The organism is Nocardia sp. NPDC056611 (assembly GCF_042792755.1).
In the GTDB taxonomy this organism is placed as follows: domain Bacteria; phylum Actinomycetota; class Actinomycetes; order Mycobacteriales; family Mycobacteriaceae; genus Nocardia.
In genome coordinates this window covers 551566-575674 of record NZ_JBHTVV010000004.1, presented here as the reverse complement: position 1 = coordinate 575674, position 24109 = coordinate 551566, and the positions used below count along the sequence as shown (strand labels likewise).

General features: G+C 67.2%; 22 protein-coding genes. 11 read left to right on the top strand and 11 right to left on the bottom strand.

The window, feature by feature from the left end; translation table 11 throughout:
• Positions 1 to 30 precede the first annotated feature (30 nt).
• Together ACFRAQ_RS24030 and ACFRAQ_RS24025 are read right to left on the bottom strand one after the other, a co-directional pair.
• Entirely contained in the window at positions 31 to 669 is a 639-nt protein-coding gene (locus ACFRAQ_RS24030; protein WP_379103173.1) for an NAD(P)-dependent oxidoreductase, read from the bottom strand.
• Positions 670 to 699: 30 nt separating this feature from the next.
• On the bottom strand, positions 700 to 1629 hold the full coding sequence (locus tag ACFRAQ_RS24025; protein ID WP_379103171.1) for an EamA family transporter: 930 nt from the start codon (positions 1627 to 1629) through the stop codon (positions 700 to 702).
• Between the two features lie 109 nt (positions 1630 to 1738).
• On the opposite strand from ACFRAQ_RS24025, the gene ACFRAQ_RS24020 reads away from it, so the two are divergent.
• The gene (locus tag ACFRAQ_RS24020; RefSeq protein WP_379103169.1) at positions 1739 to 2239 is read left to right on the top strand and encodes a MarR family winged helix-turn-helix transcriptional regulator; all 501 of its coding nucleotides are present in this window, start codon (positions 1739 to 1741) and stop codon (positions 2237 to 2239) included.
• Positions 2240 to 2306: 67 nt separating this feature from the next.
• On the opposite strand, the gene ACFRAQ_RS24015 is transcribed toward ACFRAQ_RS24020, so the two are convergent.
• Complete coding sequence (locus ACFRAQ_RS24015; protein ID WP_379103167.1) at positions 2307 to 3707, bottom strand: SpoIID/LytB domain-containing protein; 1401 nt, start codon at positions 3705 to 3707, stop codon at positions 2307 to 2309.
• A gap of 319 nt (positions 3708 to 4026) precedes the next feature.
• Between ACFRAQ_RS24015 and ACFRAQ_RS24010 the strand changes: the two genes are divergently transcribed.
• Positions 4027 to 6030 (top strand): N-acetylmuramoyl-L-alanine amidase, encoded by a 2004-nt coding sequence (locus ACFRAQ_RS24010; protein WP_379103165.1) that lies wholly within the window; start codon positions 4027 to 4029, stop codon positions 6028 to 6030.
• A gap of 1 nt (position 6031) precedes the next feature.
• Here the strand turns inward: ACFRAQ_RS24010 and ACFRAQ_RS24005 are convergent, their stop codons facing one another.
• Positions 6032 to 6832, bottom strand: a complete 801-nt coding sequence (locus ACFRAQ_RS24005; protein ID WP_379103767.1) for an HAD family hydrolase — start codon at positions 6830 to 6832, stop codon at positions 6032 to 6034.
• A gap of 224 nt (positions 6833 to 7056) precedes the next feature.
• Between ACFRAQ_RS24005 and ACFRAQ_RS24000 the strand changes: the two genes are divergently transcribed.
• The 5 genes from ACFRAQ_RS24000 to ACFRAQ_RS23980 are packed head-to-tail and all read left to right on the top strand — an operon-like array spanning position 7057 to position 13235.
• Positions 7057 to 8034, top strand: a complete 978-nt coding sequence (locus ACFRAQ_RS24000) for an ABC transporter permease (protein WP_357275098.1) — start codon at positions 7057 to 7059, stop codon at positions 8032 to 8034.
• Complete coding sequence (locus tag ACFRAQ_RS23995) at positions 8034 to 8981, top strand: ABC transporter permease (RefSeq protein WP_357275096.1); 948 nt, start codon at positions 8034 to 8036, stop codon at positions 8979 to 8981. Before ACFRAQ_RS24000 ends, ACFRAQ_RS23995 begins: the two co-directional genes overlap by 1 nt.
• Complete coding sequence (locus ACFRAQ_RS23990) at positions 8978 to 10855, top strand: ABC transporter ATP-binding protein (RefSeq protein ID WP_379103162.1); 1878 nt, start codon at positions 8978 to 8980, stop codon at positions 10853 to 10855. The genes ACFRAQ_RS23995 and ACFRAQ_RS23990 overlap by 4 nt, the downstream gene beginning before the upstream one ends.
• Positions 10856 to 10899: 44 nt before the next feature.
• Positions 10900 to 12588 carry an ABC transporter family substrate-binding protein gene (locus ACFRAQ_RS23985; RefSeq protein ID WP_379103160.1) on the top strand — a complete coding sequence of 563 codons (1689 nt, stop codon included), beginning with the start codon at positions 10900 to 10902 and terminating at the stop codon, positions 12586 to 12588.
• A gap of 59 nt (positions 12589 to 12647) precedes the next feature.
• Complete coding sequence (locus ACFRAQ_RS23980) at positions 12648 to 13235, top strand: hypothetical protein (protein WP_379103765.1); 588 nt, start codon at positions 12648 to 12650, stop codon at positions 13233 to 13235.
• Here the strand turns inward: ACFRAQ_RS23980 and ACFRAQ_RS23975 are convergent.
• A complete protein-coding gene (locus ACFRAQ_RS23975) occupies positions 13232 to 13984 on the bottom strand; it encodes a lysophospholipid acyltransferase family protein (protein WP_379103158.1) in 753 nt (250 codons plus the stop codon). The two genes, ACFRAQ_RS23980 and ACFRAQ_RS23975, sit on opposite strands and share 4 nt — an antisense overlap.
• 221 nt (positions 13985 to 14205) lie before the next feature.
• Here ACFRAQ_RS23975 and ACFRAQ_RS23970 point away from each other — a divergent pair, with 221 nt between their 5' ends.
• On the top strand, positions 14206 to 15750 hold the full coding sequence (locus tag ACFRAQ_RS23970; protein WP_379103762.1) for a Rieske 2Fe-2S domain-containing protein: 1545 nt from the start codon (positions 14206 to 14208) through the stop codon (positions 15748 to 15750).
• A 75-nt stretch (positions 15751 to 15825) separates the two neighbouring features.
• Here ACFRAQ_RS23970 and ACFRAQ_RS23965 read toward each other — a convergent pair whose 3' ends face one another.
• Both ACFRAQ_RS23965 and ACFRAQ_RS23960 read right to left on the bottom strand, forming a co-directional pair.
• A complete protein-coding gene (locus tag ACFRAQ_RS23965) occupies positions 15826 to 16776 on the bottom strand; it encodes a DMT family transporter (protein ID WP_379103760.1) in 951 nt (316 codons plus the stop codon).
• A 21-nt stretch (positions 16777 to 16797) separates the two neighbouring features.
• Positions 16798 to 17013, bottom strand: coding sequence for a hypothetical protein (locus ACFRAQ_RS23960; protein ID WP_379103156.1), 216 nt, complete (start codon positions 17011 to 17013; stop codon positions 16798 to 16800).
• Positions 17014 to 17610: 597 nt separating this feature from the next.
• Between ACFRAQ_RS23960 and ACFRAQ_RS23955 the strand changes: the two genes are divergently transcribed.
• From ACFRAQ_RS23955 to ACFRAQ_RS23945, 3 genes are read left to right on the top strand one after another with little or no spacing between them, the layout of a single operon-like run.
• Positions 17611 to 18495 (top strand): helix-turn-helix domain-containing protein, encoded by an 885-nt coding sequence (locus ACFRAQ_RS23955; RefSeq protein ID WP_379103154.1) that lies wholly within the window; start codon positions 17611 to 17613, stop codon positions 18493 to 18495.
• A complete protein-coding gene (locus tag ACFRAQ_RS23950; RefSeq protein WP_379103152.1) occupies positions 18485 to 18691 on the top strand; it encodes a DUF397 domain-containing protein in 207 nt (68 codons plus the stop codon). The genes ACFRAQ_RS23955 and ACFRAQ_RS23950 overlap by 11 nt, the downstream gene beginning before the upstream one ends.
• A gap of 17 nt (positions 18692 to 18708) precedes the next feature.
• Positions 18709 to 18915 (top strand): DUF397 domain-containing protein, encoded by a 207-nt coding sequence (locus ACFRAQ_RS23945; RefSeq protein WP_379103150.1) that lies wholly within the window; start codon positions 18709 to 18711, stop codon positions 18913 to 18915.
• 203 nt (positions 18916 to 19118) lie between these two features.
• Here ACFRAQ_RS23945 and ACFRAQ_RS23940 read toward each other — a convergent pair whose 3' ends face one another.
• The 4 genes from ACFRAQ_RS23940 to serS form a co-directional block, all read right to left on the bottom strand.
• Positions 19119 to 19376 (bottom strand): hypothetical protein, encoded by a 258-nt coding sequence (locus ACFRAQ_RS23940; RefSeq protein ID WP_379103148.1) that lies wholly within the window; start codon positions 19374 to 19376, stop codon positions 19119 to 19121.
• Positions 19377 to 19496: 120 nt separating this feature from the next.
• On the bottom strand, positions 19497 to 20777 hold the full coding sequence (locus ACFRAQ_RS23935; protein ID WP_379103758.1) for an MFS transporter: 1281 nt from the start codon (positions 20775 to 20777) through the stop codon (positions 19497 to 19499).
• Positions 20778 to 20880: 103 nt separating this feature from the next.
• Positions 20881 to 22674, bottom strand: coding sequence for a putative bifunctional diguanylate cyclase/phosphodiesterase (locus ACFRAQ_RS23930; protein WP_379103146.1), 1794 nt, complete (start codon positions 22672 to 22674; stop codon positions 20881 to 20883).
• Positions 22675 to 22824: 150 nt separating this feature from the next.
• The gene (serS, locus tag ACFRAQ_RS23925) at positions 22825 to 24084 is read right to left on the bottom strand and encodes a serine--tRNA ligase (RefSeq protein ID WP_379103143.1); all 1260 of its coding nucleotides are present in this window, start codon (positions 24082 to 24084) and stop codon (positions 22825 to 22827) included.
• Positions 24085 to 24109 lie beyond the last annotated feature (25 nt).

Here is a 24109-nt window from a genome sequence, read left to right as displayed (position 1 = left end):
CGCGGTGTTTTCGTTGTGCGGTAGCGGCTTTCAGTAGCCGACGGTGAATCGGACGCGGTGGTGGCGGGGATTCTCGATCTCGTCGAGCAGCGCGATGGCCATGTCCTCCATGGAGATCGCGGAATTGCCCTGCTGGTCGGCGATCATCTCGTCGCGGCCGAGGCGGAAGACCGCGGTCCGCTCGCCCGGCTCGAACAGCGCGGGCGGGCTGACGTAGGCCCAGTTCACCGGGTGCGCGCTGGTGCGGAACACCTCGAGCTGGCGGCGACCGCCCTCCGCGATGGGTCCTAGCTCGGCCGGGAAATCGGGCTGCTCGCTGAGCGTCTTGCCGGTACCCGCGACGGTCAGGGTGCCCGCGCCGCCGACCACCAGCAGCCGGATTCCGCTGTCCGACAGTCCTTCCAGCAGGGCCGTGGCGACCTCGGCCAGCTCGTGCTCGCGGCCGGGCGCCGGGCGGGTCGCGCTGACCACGACGTCGCTCCCGGCACTGGCCTTCTCGACCTCGGCCGGATCGGCGGCGTTGCCGGTCCATACCTCGACCTGTTCGGGCAGGTGCCGCAGCCGGTCCTCCTGGCGGGCGACGGCGCGCACCCGGTGGCCCCGGCTCAGCGCCTCGGCCACGACCCGGCTCCCGGTGTCTCCGCTGGCTCCGAACACTGTGATCTGCATGATGTTTCGCTCCTTCGCAAGGGTTTCGGATCAGGCCGCGGTGCGGGCCGGCGCGGGCGTGTCGGTGACGGGTTCGGGTGCCTTGGGCGCGGCGCCGGTCTGGCCGAGCAGGGTGCCGCCCAGCGCGATCGCCATGCCCAGGATCTGCAGCGGGGCCAGTGCCTGGCCGAGCGCGGCCCAGCCGATGACGGCCGCCGACAGCGGGCTGAGCAGGCCGAGGAACGAGACCGAGGTGGCGGGGGCCTTGGCGATGCCGCGGAACCACAGCGCGTAGGCGGCGGCGGTGCCGATCAGTCCGAGGTAGAGGTAGCCGCCGATATTGCGGGCGTCCAGCGCGGGCGGCGCGCCCTCGATGATCGCGGCCAGCGGCAGCAGCATGAGGCCACCGGCGGTCAGCTGCCAGCCGGTCATGGCGAGCGGGCTGACGCCTTCGGGGCGTCCCCAACGCTTGGTCATCACGGTGCCGCCCGCCATGGAGGCCGCGCCCAGCAGACCGGCGATCACGCCGACGGTGTCGAGAACCGCTGTGGCCCTGAGGACTACGAGGGCGACACCGAAGAGTCCGATCACGCCCGCCAGTACCTTGCGGACGGTGAGCCGCTCGTTGAGCGCCACGGTCGCGATGCCCAGCGCGAAAAGCGGTGCGGCCGCGCCGAGTACGGCGGCGACGCCGCCCGGCAGGCGGTAGGCGGCCAGGAACAGCAGCGGCATGAAGATGCCGATGTTCAGCGCGCCGAGCACGGCCGCGCGGCCGATCCACTGCCCGTGCGGCAGCTTGCGGGTGATGGCCAGCAGCAGCAGTCCGGCGGGCAGCGCGCGCATGAGCGCGGTGAACATGGGCCGGTCCGGCGGCAGGAACGTGGTGGTGATCGCGTACGTCGATCCGAAGACCAGCGGGGCGAGGGCGGTTACGGCGAGGGTTCCCGCGAGTCCTGCGGCTCCAGCGCGTGTGGTGGTCATCGATAGCTCCTCATTGATAATCTCAACGTTGAGATAACAACATCCCAGATACCTCAGCGTCAAGTATCTCAACGTTGAGATTATTTCGGGACCGAAAGGAGCAGGTCACATGCCCGACGCAGTCGACCAGATCACCGCCGCCTGGCGTCAGCAGCGCCCCGACGTCGACAGCTCCCCCATGGAGATCTTCGGCCGCATCTCCCGCCTGGCCCACATCATCGAGCGCGAACTCACCGAGTTCTTCCGCACGCAGGGCCTGGAGTTCTGGGAGTTCGACGTCCTCGCCACCCTCCGCCGCTCCGGCAACGAATCCGGCCTCACCGCGGGCGCCCTCAACAAGGCCGCCATGCGCACCTCCGGCGCCATCACCAACCGCATCGACCGCCTGGTCGCCAAGGACTTGGTCGAACGCGTCCCCGACCCCGCCGACCGCCGCGCCATCCGAGTCCGCCTCACCGACACCGGCCGCACCCTCGTCGACAACGTCCTCCCCCTGCACATGGACAACGAACAACGCCTCCTGGCAGACCTCACCCCCGCCGACCGAGAGGCCTTGATCCCCCTCCTCCGCAAGTTCTCCGAATCCCTCGGCGACCTTTCCCTGGACTGAAACACACACCAGGGCGGCACCCTCTGTTCGAAGGTGCCGCCCTGTGCATGGGTTACTTGTATGTGGGCTACTCGGCCGGGTAGGGGGTTGCGCTCGGAGTGGTCGGCTGCGCCGGGGTGTAGGCCGGACGGGTGGGGGTGGGTTGAGCTGGGGTGGTTACGGTTCGGGGAGCCGGGGTGACGGTGGGGACCGCCAGTGGCTGCGGGGGTGTTCGATCGGGGACCCCGCGGGTGTCGGAGTGCAGGGAGTTCGGGTCGGCGCTGCCGGGGTTGGGGAGGGCGCCTCGGGTCCGGTTGCCCGGGCTGGGGCGAGCCGGGGTGTCCGGCGTGACATCGCCGGGGGTTGCGGGGTTTTCGGCACCGGGGAGGGTTTGCGGGGTGTGGGACGGATCCGTGAGGGCCGGGGTGGCGGCGCCGGGGGCGGTGGCTTCCGGGGCCGCGCCGGTTTCCGGATCGAGTTCCGTTGGGGTGGTTCCAGTTTGGGGGGATTGCGGGGTAAGGAGGCTGGGGAGGAGGCCCTGGGGTTGGACTGCCGGGAAGTCGGTGAGGGCGGGGCCGATCTCCATGGCCGAGGCGGGGGTCAGGGGGCCGCCGTCGGGGGCGGCGGAGTATTCGGCGCGGAGGATGTGGTTGTCGCGGACCAGGACTCGGCCGGAGGTGGAGTCGACGGCCTCGGTGGTGCGGGGGTCCTCTTTGTCGGTGCCGAGGTACATCTGGCAGTCGGTGGTGTCGCAGGTTTGGGCGTAGGTGTAGCGGTCTTCGGCCAGGGCGTAGGAGCGGGCGGCGATGGCTTGGGCTTTGAGGGCTTCGGCGCCGCCTTGGTCGGCCCAGCCGGGGATCATTTCGGCGGGGACCACGCCCTTGAGGTAGTCGTCGAGGTCCACCTCGTTGACGGTGCGGAAGGCGTCGCCGTCCAGGGCTACGCCGAGGACGCCGCGGAAGGCGTTGCCGCCGCAGATTTCCAGTTGTTCCTCGGCGGGGCGGGCGGTGCCTTCGGTGACGGGGTAGGCCCACGGATCGTCGGTCGAGCCCTCCCACAACGTGTTTCCGTCGCAGTCCTGGGTGATGGTGACGTCCGCGCCGGAGGCGGTGGGGGTGAGGTGGGCGGCCTGGCCGGGGATGACACGGCGGCCGGCGACGTAGAAGACGGAGTCGGAGACGACGTCGAGGGTTTTGTCGTCCTGCTCCATGAGGCGTACTCGGACGGAGGTCGCGCCGATGTCGGCGAGGTCGGCTCCGGAGTAGTAGTTCGCGAGAATGCGGTCGGCGGTCCAGCCTTCCGCGGCCTTCTCGAATGCACCGTGCTGGCTCAGACCGCGGCCGTGACCGGCGCCGACCGTCAGGTGGAGGGCGTTCCCGGGCCAGGCCCACACGAGGACGGCGGTGCCGCCGGTGGTGGCTGCGACTGCGAGGGACAGGGTGAGCAGACCGCGCCGTCTACGGCGCTCGGCTAGGTACCCGTTCGGCATGTCATACCCGTTCTTTCGAGGGCTGAAGCTACATTCGAGTTACCCAAAGCTAAGCCTCAACCATACGTTCAGGGAATGTGACAGTAGAGACTAGTGTGATCGTTGATGCGCCAAGTAGCAAGCTTGTGCTCGGGGGCGCGGTTAGACCGATTTACCTGAATGGGAGATGCTTGTGCCGTATCGCAGACCGAAACATGCCTACACGCTCCCGGTTGTCACCGCCCTCGCGCTGATCGTGCCCGTCGGTGTCCTCGCACTGAGTGACACCCGGGATGTCCGGAACGCGGATGAAAGCAATTTGGCAGCTATACCAGCACAAATGGCCGAAGTCGCCCTGTCCTCGGTGCCTGACATCGTGCTGCCGCTGCGCGAGCTGACCGGGCTGGACCTGCCCGACCTCCGACTGTCCGATCTGCGGATGTTGCCGCTGCCCAGCTCGATTCAGATCCCCGAGAACCTGATCCCCGGCGTGCCCCTGCCGACCGAGATCCCGCTGCCCAGGCTCAATAATTCCCAGCCGCAGCCCGTCGGGCCCGCTCCGATTCCGGCGCCGCACGCCGTCCGGCCCACCGTGCCGGGCTCCCTCCCCAACGCCACACCGGTGGTCCCCGGCTCCGCGAAACCGGCTGCCCCCGCGGGCGCACCCGGATTCATCGCCGAACCGGGGCCGGAGATCCCGGCGGCCCCGGGGGCACACCCGGTCCCCGGTCTCACCGGCGATCTGCGCGCCCCCGCCCTCTCCCCCGGCGCGGTCCCCACCGACCTGGTCGACAAGGTCGGCGCGCAGGTCAAGGAAATCACCCGCGACACCCCGTTCAGCATGGTCGCGCTCACCGCGACCGACGTTCTGAACGCCACCACCAAGATTCGCGCCCAGCGCCCCGACGGCACCTGGGGACCGTGGTACGACGCCGAATCCGAATCCGGCAGCGACAAGTCCCAGCCGGGTAAGCGCAAAGGCACCGAGCCCATCTACGTGGGCAACACCAAGACCGTGCAGATGCTGGTGACGCCGAAGGCGAAAGCCGTCTCCACGCCCGCCGAACCCACTCCGCTGGACGACAGCAAAGCCGATCCCGCGCAGATCAACCTGGAGAAACTGGCCGCGGTGCTGATCGATCCGGGCCGCGGCAGCATCGACGAGAACCTCACCTCGGTCGCCGCGCCGCTGCCCGGCGGCGGGCCGAAGGTGATCGCCCGGGCGCAGTGGGGCGCGGACGAGTCGCTGCGCTGCGAGGAACCCACCTACGACGACGGCGTCTCCGCGATCACCGTGCACCACACCGCCGGCCGCAATGACTACACCAAGGCCGAGTCCGCGGGCATCGTGCGCGCCATCTACTCGTATCACGCGAAAACGCTGGGCTGGTGCGACATCGGGTACAACGCCCTCGTCGACAAGTACGGGCAGATCTTCGAAGGACGCTACGGCGGCCTGGACCGCCCGGTCGAGGGCGCGCACGCGGGCGGCTTCAATATCGATACCGCGGGTGTCGCGCTGATGGGCGACTACGAGGAGGACGATCCGACCGACGTCTCCATCCAGGCGCTCGGCAAGTTCATCGGCTGGCGGGCCAAGCTGGCGGGCTTCGACCCGCAGGGCTCCACCACCATGTACTCCGAGGGCAGCGACTACACGAAATACGCGCTCGGACAGGCGGTGAAGCTGCCGAACATCTTCGCCCACCGCGACGTCGGCAACACCACCTGCCCCGGTGATGCCGCCTACGCCCTGATGGACAAGATCCGGCAGATCGCCGCCGATGCCGCGGGCGGCGCCGGCGCCGTCGAACCGACCAGCCCGAACCGGAACCGGCCCGGCCAGAACGCGGGCGCGAACCCGCAGGTCCAGGCCGCCCCGGAGCCGCCTTCGCCCAGCTCCAGCGAAGCGGACCTGGCCGCCCTCGCCGACCTCACACAGCGCATCCTCGGCATGCTCGACCGCAGTGCCGTCGCCCGCTACTGGAACGAGCAGGGTGGCGCGGAAGGCCCACTGGGACAACCGAAAGCGGAGCCGGTGGCCCTGGCGGACGGCGGGCAGTACGGGCAATTCACGAATGGATTCGTGTACGCCAATTCCGCAGGACGGATCGTTTCGGTGATCGGGAAGATCCTGGAACGATTCCTGCAAATGGGCGCGGACACAGGTATTCTCGGCCTGCCGACCTCGAATGAATATCCGGTCTCGAACGGCGTCCGCACCGACTTCCAGAACGGCGCACTGATTTTCGACCGGATGACCGGAATAGTCACCACCGTGCTGAAGAACTACGGCGCGGTCCAGGATCCCATCAAACCCATTCCCGCGGTGGCGCCCAACTAGGTCAGGACCACCAGCGTTCCAGGGTGCGGGCCACGCCGTCGTCGACATTCGAGGGAGCCACCTCGTCGGCGGCGGCGATGGCCTCCGGGTGGGCGTTCGCCATGGCGACGCCGTGACCCGCCATGAGCAGCATCGGCACATCGTTCGGCATGTCACCGAAGGCGATCAGCGAGGAATGCTGCACGCCCAGCCGCTGCGCCACCGCCGCCAGACCCGTCGCCTTGGTGACGCCCGGCGCGGACAATTCGATCAAGCCGTTGTCGGTCGAATAGGTGAGATCCGCGCGACCCTCCAGGTGCGGTTCCAGGGTGCTGCGCATGATGGCGCTGGAGGTTCCGGGCAGCCGGATCAGCATCTTGATGGCGGGGGAGGCGATAACCTCGGCGCGAGAGACCTGAGTGTCATCGGGGTTGAGCCAGGCGTGCTCGTATTCGGGGGAGCTGACGAACTGCGGAGTGGCTGCGTCGTGCGCGGTGGCGCCGACTCGTTCGGCGGCCAGGCCACAACCGGGGAGCAGGCCCTCGGCCAGATCGGCGAGCCAGGTGAGGGTTTCGACATCGAGGGTCCGGCTGTCGAGCACCCGGTCCGAGGCGCTGTCGTAGATGACCGCACCGTTGCCGCACACACACAGCGGCGCGTACCCCAGCCCCTCGACCACCGGATCGATCCAGCGCGGCGGCCGTCCGGTCGCCAGCACGAACGGCACGCCGTCCGCGATCAGGGCGTCGACAGCGGCCTTGGTCCGGGCGCTCACCTGCTCACGGTGGTCGATGAGCGTGCCGTCCACGTCGGAGGCGACCATCTTGGGTTTGGGCAGGTGAAAGAGCGTCACCTACTCCATCCTGCCTCGAGCCGCGACCCGTGCGCCCGTGGATTACGGACGCTGCCGTACAAACGAGACCTTTCCGGCACCACCCTCCCGCGCCGGGTAACACACGGATTGCCGGGGCGTCCCCGGTCCGTACCCCGCGTTTCCCCACTCCACTCCCTATGATCTGGTGCAGAACTCGACCCCGAAAGGGAATGATGGCCGGTTTTCTGCTGCGACGTGCGCTGAACTATGTCGTGCTGTTGGTACTGGCGTCGTTCCTGGCCTTCGGGCTCGCGTCCCTCACGTTTCGCCCGCTCGACAGTCTCGAACATCGCAACCCGCGGCCGCCGCAGTCGGTGATCGACGCCAAGCGCGAAGAGCTGAAGCTGGACATGCCGATCCCGCAGCGCTACGCGGAGTGGGTCGGCGGGATCGTCACGCACGGAGACTTCGGCAAGACGCTGGCGGGGCAGCCGGTGAACCAGGAACTGCCGCGCCGCATCGGGGTCAGCCTCCGGCTGGTCCTGGTCGGCTCGATCATCGGCACGATTCTCGGTGTGCTGATCGGCGCGGCCGGGGCGATCCGGCAGTACAAGTTCAGCGACTACCTGACCACGGTGATTTCGCTGTTGATCATCAGCACGCCGGTGTTCCTGCTCGCGACATTGCTGAAATACGGTGCGTACGGCATCAATACGGCCACGGGGCAGCAGATCTTCTACTACACCGGCGAGACATCGGCGAACGCGGTGCACGGCACCTGGAATCAGTTCGTGGACCGCCTACAGCACATGATCGTTCCCACGGCGGCCCTGATCCTCACCGCCGCTGCCGGATACAGCCGCTATCAGCGCGCCGCCATGCTCGACGTCCTCCAGAACGACTTCATCCGGACGGCACGCGCGAAAGGCCTCACCCGTTCCCGGGCGCTGTACAAACACGGCCTGCGCACCGCGCTCATCCCGATGGCGACGCTGTTCGCGTACAGCTTCGGCGGGCTCATCACCGGCGCGGCCTTCGTCGAGAAGATCTTCGGCTGGCACGGCGTCGGTGAATGGCTGGTCGACTCGATCAACGCCCAGGACCTGTACCCCGTGGTGACGGTCACCGGATTCGTCGCGCTGGTGATCCTGTTGTCGGGATTGTTGTCCGACATCGTCACAGCCATTCTCGACCCCAGGGTGCGTGCGTGATGTCCGAAACCGAACTCATCGTCCAAGGCGCTCCCGAGCCGATGGCCGCGGGCCGGCGCAAGCTGGTCGTACGGCGCTTCCTGCGCAACAAGCCGGCCGTCATCGGACTGGCGATCCTGATCCTCATGGTGGTGCTCGCCTTCGCATTGCCGCCCTTCCTGAAGTACGACTACCAGCAGCTCGACTACACGGCGCTGCTCAAGCCGCCCAGCTCCCGGCATCCCTTCGGCACCAACCAGATCGGTCAGGACGTCCTCGCGCAAACCCTGCGCGGCCTGCAGAAGTCCTTGCTCATCGGCTTCGCGGTGGCTTTCATGGCCGCCCTGATCGCGGCGTTCACCGGATCGGTGGCCGGATTGCTCGGCGGCTGGACCGATCTGGCGATCATGTGGCTGGTGGACCTGCTGCTGGTCATCCCCAGTTTCATCATCGTCGCGTTGTTCGCGCCGCGGGCGAAGGGCAGCGGCAGCATCGTGCTGCTCATCCTGTTGCTCGGTGGCTTCGGCTGGATGATCAGCGCCCGCATCGTGCGCGGACTCACCTTGAGCCTGCGTGAGCGTGAATTCGTCAGGGCCGCACGTTATATGGGCGCGTCGACCTGGACCGTCATCACCACCCACATCATTCCGAACGTCGCGTCGTTCCTGATCATCGACACCGCGCTCGCGGTGGGCGCGGCGATCATGGGCGAAACCGGTCTGAGTTACCTGGGATTCGGTGTCCAGCCGCCGGATGTCTCACTGGGCACACTGATCGCCTCGGGCACCAAGTCGGCGCTCACCTACCCGTGGCTGTTCCTGTTCGCGGGTGGGTTCCTGATCCTGACCGTGTTGTGCACGAACCTGGTCGGCGACGGGTTGCGCGACGCTTTCGACCCCAGCTCTCAGCGTGCGCGCTCACGCCGCAAGGACCGGGCGGCGGCTCCCGCCGGAAAGGCCGCGGCATGACCGACAACACGACCATGTCCGACAATGGAATCCGCCCCACGACCGCGCCGCTGCTCGAGGTGTCCGATCTGCGGGTGAGCTTCCCGAGCGAAGAGGGCCGCGTCGAGGCGGTGCGCGGTGTGAACTACACCGTGCAGGACGGTGAGGTCCTGGCCATCGTCGGTGAATCCGGTTCCGGAAAATCGGTGTCCTCGCTGGCGATCATGGGGCTGCTCCCCGATCAGGCCCGGGTGCAGGGATCCATCCGCCTCCGAGGCCAGGAACTGCTCGGCATGGGTGACCGGCAGCTGTCCACGCTGCGCGGCAGCAAGATCTCCATGGTCTTCCAGGACCCGCTCTCGGCCTTGACACCGGTATACCGCGTCGGCGACCAGATCGCCGAAGCACTACTGGCGCACGGCACGATGAGCAAGCGGGAAGCCGCCGACAAGGCGGTGGCACTACTGGATCTGGTCGGCATTCCGGATGCCGCTCTGCGCGCCAAGGCGTTCCCACACGAGTTCTCCGGCGGTATGCGCCAGCGCGTGGTGATCGCCATCGCCATCGCCAACGATCCCGAGCTCATCATCTGCGACGAGCCGACCACCGCGCTCGACGTCACCGTGCAGAAGCAAATCCTGAACCTGCTGCGCAAGGCCCGTGACATCACCGGCGCGGGCGTCGTCTTCATCACCCACGACATGGGGATCGCGGCCACGCTGGCCGATCGGGTGGCGGTCATGTACGCGGGCCGGATCATCGAAACCGCCCGCACCGCAGACCTTTTCAACGCACCGCGGATGCCGTACACGGTGGGCCTGCTGGGTTCCATTCCGCGACTGGACGGTCCGGCGCGAATGCCGCTGGTGCCCATCGTCGGCGCACCGCCGGCCATGCACGCACTGCCTCCGGGCTGCCCGTTCGCACCACGCTGCCCGGTCGCGGTGGAGGACTGCCGAGCGGCGGAACCTCCCCTGCGGGACACCGAGCCCGGGCATCGGGCCGCCTGCATCCGCGTCGCCGAAGTCGGGACCGCGGACCTTTTCGCGGCCTACCGCCGCGAGGTGCCGCCCACCGAAACGCCGATACCCACCGATGAGCGTGTGGTGCTGCGGGTTTCGGACCTGCGGAAGACCTTCCCGCTCACCTCCGGAGTGGTCTTCAAACGCCGGACCGGCGAGGTGAAGGCGGTCGACGGCGTCAGCTTCGAGATCAAGTCGGGCCGCACGCTGGCGCTGGTCGGGGAATCCGGTTCCGGGAAATCGACGACGCTGACCCAGATCATGGACCTCGTCGCGCCGGAAAGCGGCAGCATCGAGGTATTGGGCAGTGATGTCACCACCCTCACCAAGGCCCGGCGGCGGGAAATCCGGCGCAAGATGCAGATCGTGTTCCAGGATCCCGCCTCGTCGCTCGACCCGCGTCTTCCGATCTCCGATGCGCTCGGCGAGCCGCTGCGCATCAACGGCCGCCCGAAGGACGAAATCCAACGCCGGGTCAAGGAATTGCTGGAGCTCGTGGGCCTTCGTCCCGAGCATGCTGACCGGTATCCGGCCGACTTCTCCGGCGGCCAGAAGCAGCGCATCAATATCGCGCGGGCGCTCGCCTTGGATCCGGAGATCCTGGTCCTCGACGAGCCGGTGTCCTCGCTGGACGTGTCGATCCAGGCCGGAGTGCTGAATCTGCTGCGCGACTTGCAGGCCGAACGCGGGCTGTCGTACCTTTTCGTCTCCCATGACCTGTCGGTAGTACGCAATCTTGCCCACGACATTGCCGTCATGTACCGCGGTCAGATCGTCGAATATGGTGCGGCCGAACAGGTCTTCAACGATCCGCGGCACGAGTACACCCGCGCCCTCATCGACGCCGTTCCCGTCCCGGTCGTTTCGGGATAGGAGCGGAGAGTGTTCCAGCAGAACTCCAACGGAAGGAGCAACCGGTGAGGATTCGCTCGATCGGAACGAAGCTCGCGGTCCCACTGGTCGCCGTGACAATGGTGGCGACCGGATGCGGGGGCGACGACGGTACCGCGCCGCAGGGCAAAGCCGAGCTCGGCACCACCAGCGATATCAATCCGCACGATGTCGCCGACCTGAAGGACGGCGGCAATCTGCGGCTGGCCATGTCGGCGTTCCCTCCGAACTGGAACACGCTGAACATCGACGGCAATGACGCCGAGATCATGGGCGTCGAACGGTCGATGATGCCGCGCGCCTTCAAATCCGATGCGTCGGGCAATCTCTCGATCGACACGAACTACTTCACCGATATCCAGCTGACGAACACGAATCCGCAGCAGGTCACCTACACGATCAACCCCAAGGCCGTCTGGTCCGATGGATCGCCCATCACCTGGGAGGACATCGCCGCCCAGGGCAACGCGCTCAGCGGACGCAACAAGGACTACCTGCTCGCCAACAACCAGGGTTGGGACCGGGTCGAGAAGATCGAGCGCGGGACCGACGACCGGCAGGCCGTCCTCACCTTCAACAAGCACTTCTCGGAGTGGAAGGGCCAGTTCGCCGGCAACTCCTTCCTCTACCCGAAGTCCGTGACCAGCACGCCGGAATCCTTCAACAGGGGATACGTGGACGCCATCGGGCTGACCTCGGGACCGTTCATGGTTCAGTCCACCGATCGGGGGCAAGGCCGGATCGTGTTGGGGCACAACCCGAAGTGGTGGGGTGACACCCCCAAGCTCGACACCATCACCTTCAGCGTGCTCAACGACCAGGCAACCATGCCGGCCCTGCAGAACAACGAGATCGACGTGGTCGGCATCGGCTCACGCGACGATCGCAAGACCGCCGAGAACACGCCGGGCGTGGTCATTCGCCACGCGCCCGGTAACTCGTGGTCGCACATCACCTTCAACGGCGCGCCCGGATCGATCTTCGCCGACCCCAAGCTGCGCGTGGCCGTCGGCAAGGCCATCGACCGGCAGGGTATCGCCACCGCCATCCAGACCGGCCTGGTCGTCGATCCCAAGCCGCTCAACAACCACATCTACATGGCGGGACAGAAGGGCTATCAGGACAACGCTCCGGCCTTCGACCCGAACGAGGCCGCCAAGGAACTCGACGAACTCGGCTGGAAGGTGCCCGCCGGTGGCGGCATCCGCGAGAAGGACGGGAAGAAGCTCGAGTTCCGCGATGTGATGTACAACGCCGACACCTGGGTGCAGATGGCACAGATCATGCAGCAGAATCTGGCCTCGATCGGCGTGAAGCTCAATATCGTGACGAAGCCCGGCCAGGACTACTTCACCAAGGTGATCCAGCCCGGTGACTTCGACATGGCGCACTGGAGCTGGGTCGGCGACCTGTTCCCGCTCGGCAGCATCGACCAGATCTGGGGCTACCACCCCGAAACCAATGACCTGCAGGGCAACTACGGCCGCATCGGCTCGCCCGAACTCAACGACCTGATCGAGAAGACCGTCTCCGAGCTCGACCCCGACAAGGCCATCGAACTGGCCAACCAGGTCGACAAGCAGATCTTCGCGGAAGGCCACTCCCTGCCGCTCATGCAGTCGGCCGGCAACGTGGCCGTTCGGGGCAACCTCGCCAACTACGGCGCGGCCGGTCTGGCCAGCCTCGACTACACCAAAATCGGCTTCCTGAAGTGAATTCCCGGATGGGCCACCCCCTGGCCTATCCGGCGCTCGTGACGATCGGGACCCTGGCGATGACCCTCGCCTGGGTCCCGTTCGCTGATCCGGAGCAGGGTGCGATGTTGATCGCCGTGGCGGCGGTCATTCTGGGGTACACCGGGTTTCGGTTCGCGGTCGCGTTCGGGTATCTGCCCGCCGGGTTGCGCGGTGGGGCGAAGGAACTGGCGGTGCGGCGGGTGCGGCAGCAGCATCGGTTGGTGAGCCGGTCGTGGCTGGAGTTCAGCGTCGATGGCCGGAATCGGTGGCTGCCTGTGTATTTCGAACCGGGGCTGGTGACGCTCACGCCTCGGACGGCCGAGATCGGCGGGCGCAAGGTGTCCGTCGACGGGCGGCGGATGTATCCGTCGGGGCGAGTGCGGGATTCGGAGCCGGTGGGTCGGCTCGTCGACAATCCGGAGCGGGTGGATCCCGAGGCGATCGGGCGGACCGGAGTGGGGCGGCGGGTGCTGCTGGATGCGCAGTCCGCGGTGGCGGGGCCGTTCGCCGGGTTGCTGTGGGTGTACGTGGCGGGCGGCGGGGTGGGGGCTTTCGTGGCCGCCACCATGGTGGGGGCGGCCACGGCCACATGGCTGTCTGCCGTCAGCGGGTCGGATCCGAGTTAGTCGGCGGACCGCTGGGTGCGGCGGGCGGCCTTCTCCTCGGCTTCGCGGCGGTCCATCTCGTTGGCCTCCTCGAGGGTGGGGGCGCCGCCGCCCAGACGGGACGGAACCCAGTAGGCGCCGGGCTCGTGGATGTAGTCCTTCTGCAGGTCCAGCAGCATTTCCTGCATGGTGCCCTTGAGCTGTTCGGTCAGCGCCCAAGCGGGTTCGAAGGGCTGGATCGGCTTGCCGACCGCGATGGAGACCGGGGTGTTGGTACGGCCCAGGCGCTTCGGGTGGCCCTTGGTCCAGACGCGCTGCGCGCCCCAGATGACGATCGGGATGATCGGGACGCCGGCCTCGATGGCCATGCGGGCCGCGCCTGACTTGAAGTCCTTCAGCTCGAAGCTGCGGCTGATGGTGGCCTCGGGGTAGACGCCGACCAGTTCGCCGGCCTTGAGCCGGGCCACGGCCTCGTGATAGGAATCCGCGCCCGCCGACCGGTCCACCGGAATGTGCTTCAGCGCACGCATGACCGGGCCGGTGACGGCATTGTCGAAGACTTCCTTCTTCGCCATGAAGCGGATGTAGCGCTTCGTGGTGCGGGCGGGCAGGCCCGCGTAGGTGAAGTCCATGTACCCGGTGTGGTTGATCGCGATCACCGCACCACCGGTCGACGGAATATTGTCGTCGCCCTTGATGGCGAACTTCAGGCCCTGCAGCGCGAAAACAGTGCGGGCCAGCCCGATGATCGGGTAGTAGACGGGTTCCACAGTTCCGCTAGCGTAGTCGCTGCCCGCGCGGCATCCAGTGATCCGGGTAACAGCACCCCGTTTTGATGTGACGCGGTGACACTGAAACAGGTCCGATGCGGGTAGTCAGACGAAATAGATATACATCTCGAAGTCGGGCACCGAGGGGTTACTGCATCGGTGACGTCTCCGGCCAGCCAGTAGTCTGGGTGGCTGGTAACGGTCAGGGAGGAATGAAGCTCGTGCAGATCACCAGCGTCGGACACGCCGGATTCCACATCCGAACCGCGGCCGGAACGATCCTCTGCGATCCATGGGTCAATCCGGCCTATTTCGGGTCATGGTTCCCGTTCCCCGACAACACCCAGCTGGACTGGGACGAGCTCGGCAACTGCGACTTCCTCTACGTGTCGCACCTGCACCGCGATCACTGGGACGCCAAGCTGCTGGCGGACAAGATCAATAAGGACACCACCGTCCTGCTCCCCGACTACCCGGTGCCGGACCTGAAGCGGGAGCTCGAGGCGCTCGGGTTCACCAAGTTCGTGGAGACCGAGGATTCCGTCAAGACCACTGTCACCGGACCCGGCGGCGACCTCGACATCATGATCATCGCGCTGCGCGCGCCCGCCGACGGACCGATCGGCGACTCCGCGCTCGTCGTCGCCGACGGGGAAACCGTCTGCTTCAACATGAACGACGCGCGACCCGTCGACATGGACGTGCTGCACGACAACTTCGGGCACGTGGACATCCACCTGCTCCAGTACTCGGGCGCCATCTGGTACCCGATGGTCTACGACATTCCGACCAAGACCAAGGCCAACTTCGGCAAGCAGAAGCGGCAGCGCGGCATGGACCGCGCCCGCTCCTATATCGAGCAGGTCGGGGCCACCTGGGTGGTGCCGTCCGCCGGTCCGCCGGTGTTCCTCGACGACGAGCTGCGCTACCTCAACGACGACCGCGGCGACGAAGGCAATATCTTCCCCGACCAGATCACCTTCCTGGATCAGATGAAGATCCACGGCAACGAGGGCGGGCTGCTGCTGATCCCCGGCTCGACCGCGGATCTGCGTGGCAAGGAACTGCTCTCGCTCACCCACCCCGTCGACCCCGACACCATCTACGGCGACAAGGCCGCCTACATCGAGGACATGGCCCAGCGCCTGGCTCCCGTGCTGGCCGCCGAGAAGGCGACCTGGGCGCCCGCCGAGGGCGAACCGCTGCTGCCCGCGCTGAAGGCCAAGTTCGAGCCGATCATGAAGCAGAGCGACCTCATCTGCGACGGCATCGGCTACCCCGTCGGCCTGGTCATGGGCGACGAGACCGTGGTGCTGGACTTCCCCAAGCGCGAAGTGCGCGAACCCATCGAGGGAGAGGGCAAGTACCGCTACGGATTCCGCATCGCGCCGCAGCTGGTCCGCACCGTGCTGCGCGACGACGAACCCGACTGGGTCAACACCATCTTCCTGTCCACGCGCTTCACCACCTGGCGCATCGGCGGATACAACGAATTCCTCTACACCTTCTTCAAATGCCTCACCGACGAGCGCATCGCCTACGCCGACGGCTGGTTCTCCGAGGCGCACGACGACACCGCCTCCACCGAACTCGACGGCTGGGAAGTGCAGCGCCGCTGCCCGCACCTCAAGGCCGACCTGTCTAAATTCGGTGTGGTGGAAGGCAATACGCTGACCTGCAACCTGCACGGGTGGCAGTGGGACCTGGAATCGGGGCGTTGCAAGACGTCCAAGGGCCACGAGCTGCGCTCGAAGAAACTGGTCTGACCCGGTGATCGCGGCCGGTACCGGGGTATCGGCCGCGAACCGGAAACCCTTGTCACACCGCGGGTCCGGCGTCTCTCACGCGGGTTCCGACGGCAATCCCGCACGGGATCTCGCGGCCACCGCCACCGCCACGAAGGTCAATGCGCAACCCGTGACCGCCAGCGCGGACACACCGGCCCCGGTCGGCGCGACCACATCCAGCACCACCGACGCCAGCAGCTGACCCGCCACCGAGGCCAGGCCCAGCAGCAGCACGCCGATCCAGCGCACGACGGCCACGGCCAGCGCCACGAACGAAATCCCGATCAGGCCGCCGAGATACAGCCAGGGCTCGGTCGGCGGACTGTGGAGACCGCCGCGCCGGACCAGCACCACCGCTTCGACGACCAGCAGCGCCGCGGTACCGGTCGCGAAGTTCGCCAGCGTCGCCGACAAGGGTCCGCCGACCGCACCCACCCGGCCGTTCACCGCCTGCTGCCACGCCACCAGCACGCCCGCGACCAGGGGCAGGACCACCAGCAGCACCGAGGCGGCGGAGTGCGAGCCGGTACCGGTGCCGCTCCGGCCGACCACCGCGAGCAGGACCGCGACCAGACCCAGCACCGCGGCGCCGACTCGCAGAGCCGTCACGGGCGTAGGTCCACTCGGACCCCAGCCCAGCCGATCCACCACCAGACTGCTCGCCAGCTGCCCGGCAACGGTGGCCACCGTGAACGCCGTCACCCCGATCGTCGCGACCGTAAGACCCTGACACGCAACGAAATACGCGCCGGACAAGCCGCCCAGCAATTGCCACCAGCGCAACTCGCCGCTGTCCAGCGCCGCCCGCACCTGCCCGACACCCGCACGCAGCCGCCCGCTGACCGCGAACACCACCCCCAGGATCACCAGCCCACTACCGAAACTGATCGCCGCCGCCGCGATCCCATCCCCCAACCGCTCCCCCAGCTCCCCATTGATCCGCGCCTGAACGGCCACGGCCGCGCCGATGGAACCCCCGAACCCCAACCCGACCCACCGCCGCATCTCCACCGCCCGATTCTCCCCTCACCGGCGGCTTCCGCGACCGACCGGCCGGATCGTGAGCGCGGCGGCCCGGCTCTCGGCCCGATTCTCGGCCTCGATGCGCGCCCGGATAGCGGCGACCGAGTAGCGATCCCGCGCGTGCCGGGCCGCCGACACCGGCGCGTCATGAGTCATGCGTACCGCCGCCAGCGCGCACAGGATCACCGTCGCCGCCGCGAAGAACAGTTCAACCAGCATCGGAGTGCCTTTCGCTCGGTTCCGCCGTCCGACCGCGCAGATACGCGGCCGCACTCGCCTTCCGCGCGCAGGCCGAATCACAGCCGGCGTGAATGGCGAGAATCCCCTCGGCCCGCTCCCGGGAAATCGGGACAATCCGCCCATTGGCGCAGTGATCCTCCACCCGCGCCCCACCCTGACCCGCGGTCATTCCGCACCCATTTCGAAACCCCCTGCCGCACTGACGAATCCCTCCAGCACGACCCGCGACCGCCGCCGCACCCGGCACACATCCCGATCGCAATACCGGTGCATCTGCCACGCCAGCCGAGCATCGAACCTCGTCATCGGCCCCGGATCCGATTCGCAATCAAGCAGATTCATCACAGACCTCTCAATCGGTGCGAATAGACGCGTCCGGCGAGGGTGTCGGAGTGGAGTGCACCCTCAACCGGACCCACCACCATGAGACGCCCGTGTATCCGGCGAGTCCCAGCGTTTCGGATGAATCCGCATCGGAATTTCCAAATGCCCTGCACGGCTTCCGCTTCGGCTGTCATCCTTCATCCGAAGCGGAATGAAACAGCCATCCGAAACGGAAGGACTGTCATGCCAGACTTGGGCTTGGCTCTGCCACTCCGACAACTGGGCCGACACCTGCGCGACTGGCGGCTACGGGCCTCAATGAGTCTCGAGGAAGCCGCCAAACTACTCGAGGTGGGTCCGACTACCCTGCACCGCGCCGAAAAGGGCAAGAACACTCGCATCAAGTCGTATTTCGTCGAGCGAGCATGTCAGCTCTACGGCGTCCCACCCGGCATTAAGGACGGTCTCGTCGGGCTGGCGAAACAGGCATCGACCGGTGCACTCTGGTGGCACGCGTACGGTGACGTCATCCCCAAGGATTTCGACGTGTACGTCGGGCTGGAAGCATGCGCTCGGCGGCTTGTCTCGTATCAGCCCAACCTGATTCCCGGCCTGTTGCAGTCCGCCGACTACGACCGCGCTCTCGTGGAGCGAATCTGGCCGGAGAGCACTCCGGCGGAGTGGGATCGACGCGTGCAGATCAAGGTGCATCGCCAGCACATCATCCTGCGCGGGGTCGAGCCCGCACGTCTGGATGTCGTGATCGGCGAAGGAGCCCTGCGCCACGTGGTCGGGAGTCCCGCCACGATGGCGAAGCAGCTGCGGCGGATGGTCGAAGTCTCCGCGCTGCACCCGAATATCAGCCTGCGAGTGTTGCCATTCGAGGCCGGCTTTCCCGGCGGCAGCGCCATGCCCGCGTTCGTGGTCCTGCACTTCGACGACGACTCGAACGAACCCGAGGAGCCGCCGGTTGCGTTCTTGGAGCTCGCAGTCGGCGGTATGTACCTCGAGAAGGAGGATGACGTCCGCTTCTACACCGAAAAGTACCAGCTGATCAAAGACGCCAGCCTGACCGAACCTGAAACAATGAACCTGCTCACGCGGGTAGCGAAGGAGTACGAACAACGTGAACGATGAACTAGCCCAGGCAAAGTGGTTCACCAGCAGCTTCAGCCAGGGCGGCCAGGAATGCGTCGAAGTCGCCTTCGTCGAGCAAGGGCACGTGGCCGTCCGCGACAGTAAGGATCGGACCGGTCCCGCGTTCGTGTTCACCCCGGCCGAGTGGGATGCGTTCACTGGCGGCGTGCGACGCGGCGTATTCGACCGCGCCTAGCAAAGGGAGTATTCGTCATGGACCCGAAGCCGTCTGATGCACAGTGGTTCAAGAGCAGCTACAGCCAGGCAGGCGGGGAGTGCGTGGAGGTCGCCTTCGTCGAGGGCGGGCGCGTCGCCGTCCGGGACAGCAAGGACCGAACAGGTCCGGCCTTCGTCTTCGCCCCCGGCGAATGGGATGCGTTCGCCGATGGCGTCCGCAACGGTGACTTCGACTGTCCCTAGCGGTAATCCGCGACCAAGTGCACAACCGCGCCGGGTGAGCCGCCTCATTAGGTGTCGGGAGGCGGCCACCGACAGAGTGGCCGACAGCCGGATGTAGCAAGGCAGGGATCTATCGAAGCGGCGCGATGAGTACGCTCACCTCCGGGGAGCGCCGAGTGCCGACGGGCCCGCGAAACGCCTGTCCCACCGACGTTCCCACGTGACTAGCTCACGTCGTTCGTCTCCCGGTGGAAGCAGTCGGGGATCATGATCGCGCACACGATGGTGCCGGCGATATTGAGGGCCGCGTCCACCCCTACCGAACCGGTCGTGATCGGGAAGGCCGAGCCTGTGGACGAGCCGGACCCCGCGACCGGGGCCGCGGCCGGAGCGTCGACGAGCGGGAGCGGCGCGGCCCCCGCCTGACCGGCTCCGACAGTCAGTGCCGTGGCAATGCCTACCGCCGCAATGAGAGTGCGCATGCGTGAAACCCTTCGATCGAGCGTGCGGCCGGACCTCTCGACCACCGCCCAAATAGTTAATCGCTTACATTTCAAAATGACCCTGGAATCCACACACTCGCGGGCCCCGAGTTTCATGGGCTAGTCGTTCTCGGCTGCAAGAGATCTGGTGTGAGACTGGCGTGGGAGCCAGGTCGGGGTCAGGGCGGCGGCCAGGAGGAGAGGGATACCCAGCGCGGCGACCATGAACGGCAAGGGGAGCCAGGTGGTGGCGACGGCCGCGAAACCGAAGACCAGCAGGGCGATCACCTCGGTGGTGAAGCCCGCGACCGAGGTGACCGTGGCTCGGGCCGGGCCGGTGATGGCGTCCTGCAGGCGGGCCGAGGCGATGACGTCGGCGTTGTAGTCGATGCCGTAGGCGATGCCCACCGCTGAAAAGCCCACGGCGGTCAGGACATACAAAGAAGTCGGGTGGGCGGCGGCCGAGCCCGCCAGCAGTGCGCCGGCGATGAACAGGACGCCCGCGACCGCCAGGGCCGATGCCATGACTCGGGCCGAGATCCGCTCGGTACGGCCCGCCAGCATCGCGCCCGCCAGGGAACCGGCGACCGTGACGCCGACCAGCACTGCGGCCAGCGACGGTCCGGCGCCGGCGTGATCGGCGAGCAGCGAGAAGTACTCGTCGAAGGCGGTGATGCCGTTCAGCAGGGCGACCAGGATGACGCCTCGGCGAATCAGCCTGACGTGCAGTGCTTCTCGCAATCCGGCGCGCAGCATCGCCAGGTAGCCAACGGGTTCCGCGGCTGCCGGCGCTCGTGATAGGCGAGCCTCCACGGCGGCATCCGGATCGTCATCGTCAACGTCCTCGAGATCCTCGACAGTCGCGGCGGATATTGACTTCGGCGCACTGGGCAGCAGGGCCGCGGTCAGGGTGTGGACGGCGGCGATCACGACGCTGGACCAGGCGACCAGGGCGTAACCGCCCCAGGCGTAGAGCGGGGCGGCCGCGAGAATGCCTGCGAGGGCGGCCGCTTCGGTGGCGGCGCGGACGTAACCCATCAGGTGCGGGTATTCGGTGGTCGCCGCGCGGGCGTGCAGGTCGTCGTAGATCAGCGCCTCGAACGTGCCCGATCGGAGGGCGCCGGACGTGCCCCAGAGCACGAAGCCGGTGGCGAAACCCAGGTAGGACGGGTACAGGGTCCAGACCGTGAAGCCTGCCGCCAGCAGCGCACCGGACAACACGAGCAGACCACGGCGAGAGACGGTGTCGGCCCAGGCTCCGGAGGGAATCTCCAGCAGGAACGCGGTGGCCGACCAGATCGCGAACAGGGACGAGATCTGCGCGGCGTTCAGGCCGTGATCGGCGAACAGCAGGGCGTAGATCGCGTAGAGCGGGATCAGATCCGCGGTGAACGCGAACAGGACCGCACGGAAGGTGAGTGCGTGCGTCGAACCCGCACGCTCGGTGCGGGGCAGAGCACTACGAAGAACGAATCAACAGGCGTAGATCAGCATCCGCATGCGATCAACTCTGCGCGCCGGGGATACCACCGTCAAGCGGATTATCGATGGGGATCCAGCCGTTGCTGGACGGCTCGCCCTCCGACACCGACGCGCCGACCAGGCCGGGGCGTTCATTGAGGTCGTTGATGAGCTCGGTGACCGGGTGCTCGTCGCTGTAGTGGTAGCCCTGCGCCAAGGCGAAACCGAGCTCGGTGAGGACCGCGGCCTGGTATTCGGTCTCCACGCCCTCGGCGATCACCTGCAGGTCCAGGGACTTGCTCAACGCCGCGATCACGCCCAGCAGCGGCGGGGCGGGGGAATCGGAGCGGATCGACGCCACGAAGGACTGATCCACCTTGAGGATGTCCGAGGGCAGGGTGGCCAGGCGGCTCAGCGAGGAGTAGCCGGTGCCGAAATCGTCGATGGCGATCCGGACGCCGAACTCACGCAGCTTGTGCAGGTTCGCGATCGCGGTCTCGGACTCTGCGGCCAGCTCGCTCTCGGTCACCTCGAGCACCAGTTGCTCGGCGGGCCAGCCGGTTTCCTCGAGGATGCCGGAAACCCGGGCGGCGTACTCGGACTCGGCCAACTCCAGGCCGCTCACATTGACGTTCAGGGTCAGGTCCAGCTGAGCGAACGTCTCCTGCAGGCGGGCGGCGTCGGCGCAGGCGCGGCGCAACACCAGCTCGTCCAGATCGGAGATGAGGTCGTATTCCTCGGCGACCCGGATCAGGCCCTCCGTGGTGACCTCCGGCTGCGCGTGAGAAGACCAGCGCAGCAAGGCTTCCACGCCGACCGCGCGGGTATCGCCGTCGGTGAGACTCACGATCGGCTGGTACTGCACGTCCAGGGTGCCGCGGTCGATGGCCTCGCGCAGCTCCACCGCCAGCGGCAGCTGCCGCGACGACTCCAGCACCGTGCGATTACGGCCCGCCTGCTTGGCCCGGTACAGACCCACATCCGCGCGCGACACCAGCAGCGAACCGGATTCACCCGGCTGCCACGACGTCACACCCGCCGAACAACCGGTGGTGACAGCGGCCCGCAGCTCCTCGGTCAACAGGATCGCGGCCTGCTCGGTGGTGCCGGGCAGCAACAGCGCGAACGCGTCACCGCCGTAGCGGGCCAGGCGCTGATCCGGCGCAAGCAGTTTCGACCAGGTGTCGGCCACCCGCTGCAACACGGCGTCACCGGCCCGGTGACCCAGATGGTCGTTGATCTTCTGGAAGCGGTCCAGGTCCACCAGCACCAGGGCCAGACCCTGACCGGTACGGGTGGCGTGCGCGATGGCATTGCTCAACGCGCGATCGAAACCGCGGCGATTCAGCAGACCGGTCAGCACATCGATATCGGCGTCGGACGCCATGCGCGTCAAAATGCCGACCACGATGCCGATTCCGAAGGTGATACCTGCCGGAATGATGCCCGACCACCACGGCAACCCGCGCGACGGCACCACCCACAGACAGCAGGCTATGGCGAACGCCAGATGCCCGCCCAGCCAGCGCCACGAGAAGAAGATCGCGGCGTCACAGGCCACGAACACATAGAACGCGGCCAGGCTGATCGCGCCGACCGTGTTCGGAAACCAATGCACCGCAACGGTCACCAGCACCGTCGCCGTCGCCACATAGGCGTGATGCACCGAATGCGGCAGCCTCGGACCCCAGATGAGCAGGCTGATACCCAGCAGCAGCGCCACGAACGCCGCCACGCCCACCAGCGGCCGATTGCCCTCATCACCCGGAGCGACGGCGGTCAGGGCAAGACCCAGAAAGCCACCCATGACGTAGAACGCCCCGGTGGTCCGAGCCATGACCATTGCCGTCGCCAGCGCCGATGCCGCCCGGACCCGGGTTCGGGCATCGCCGCGAGACCCGATTCCTCGCACGCTGCTCAGCCTAGCCACAAGCCCAGCCAGCGGTAGACACATCCGGCGGAATAAGCCACGCCGAGTAGCGAATACTCAGCGCGGCTCCAAAACCTCGGCGCCAACGAAAGGCACCAGCGCAGCGGGCACTCGCACCGAACCGTCCGCTTGCTGATGGTTCTCCAGCAGCGCGACAATCCAGCGCGTTGTCGCCAATGTGCCATTCAGCGTGGCGGCGATCTGCGGCTTGCCGTTCTCGTCCCGGTACCGGACATTCAGGCGACGGGCCTGGAACGTCGTGCAATTCGAGGTCGAGGTGAGTTCGCGGTAGGTCTGCTGGGTGGGAACCCAAGCCTCGCAATCGAATTTGCGGGCCGCCGAGCTGCCCAGATCGCCCGCCGCCACATCGATCACCCGGTAGGGCACCTCGATGGCGGCCAGCATCTCCCGCTCCCAGGCCAGCAGCCGCCGATGTTCCTCGTCGGCCTGCTCCGGGGTGGTGTAGACGAACATCTCCACCTTGTCGAACTGGTGCACGCGGATGATGCCGCGGGTGTCCTTGCCGTAGCTGCCCGCCTCCCGGCGGAAGCACGACGACCAGCCAGCGTAGCGCTTCGGACCGCCGCTCAGATCCAGGATCTCGCCCGAGTGATAACCCGCCAGCGGCACCTCCGAGGTGCCGACCAGGTACAGGTCGTCGTCCTCGAGGTGGTAGACCTCGGCCGAATGCTGGCCCAGGAAGCCGGTGCCCTGCATGATCTCCGGGCGCACTAGCACCGGCGGGATCATCATGGTGAAACCGTTCGCCGTCGCCTTCTGCGCGGCCAGCTGCAACAGGCCCAGCTGCAACAGCGCGCCGTAGCCGGTCAGGAAGTAGAACCGCGAACCCGACACCTTCGCGCCGCGCTCCATGTCGATCAGGCCCAGCGACTCACCCAGATCCAGGTGGTCCTTCGGCTCGAAATCGAACTCGCGCGGCGTGCCGACAGTGTCGAGCACGATGTAGTCGTCCTCGCCGCCGGCGGGCGCGCCCTCCTGCACCACGTTCGACAGCGCGCGCTGGGCGGCGTCGAGGTCGGCGTCCGCGGCGTTCTCCGCCGCTTCGGCCTCCTTCACCTTCGCCGACAGCTCCTGGCCCACCTGCAGCAGCGCCGGGCGCTCCTCCTTGGAAGCCTTGCCGACCTTCTTACCCAGGGCCTTCTGCTCGGCGCGCAGATTGTCGGCCGTCGCGACCGCCGCGCGACGGGCGGCATCCGCCTCGAGCAGGGCATCCACCAGGGACGGGTCCTCACCGCGAGCACGCTGCGAAGCACGGACCACGTCGGGGTTTTCCCGCAGGAATCGAAGGTCGATCATAGGTATTCAGCCTAGTGGGAAGGCG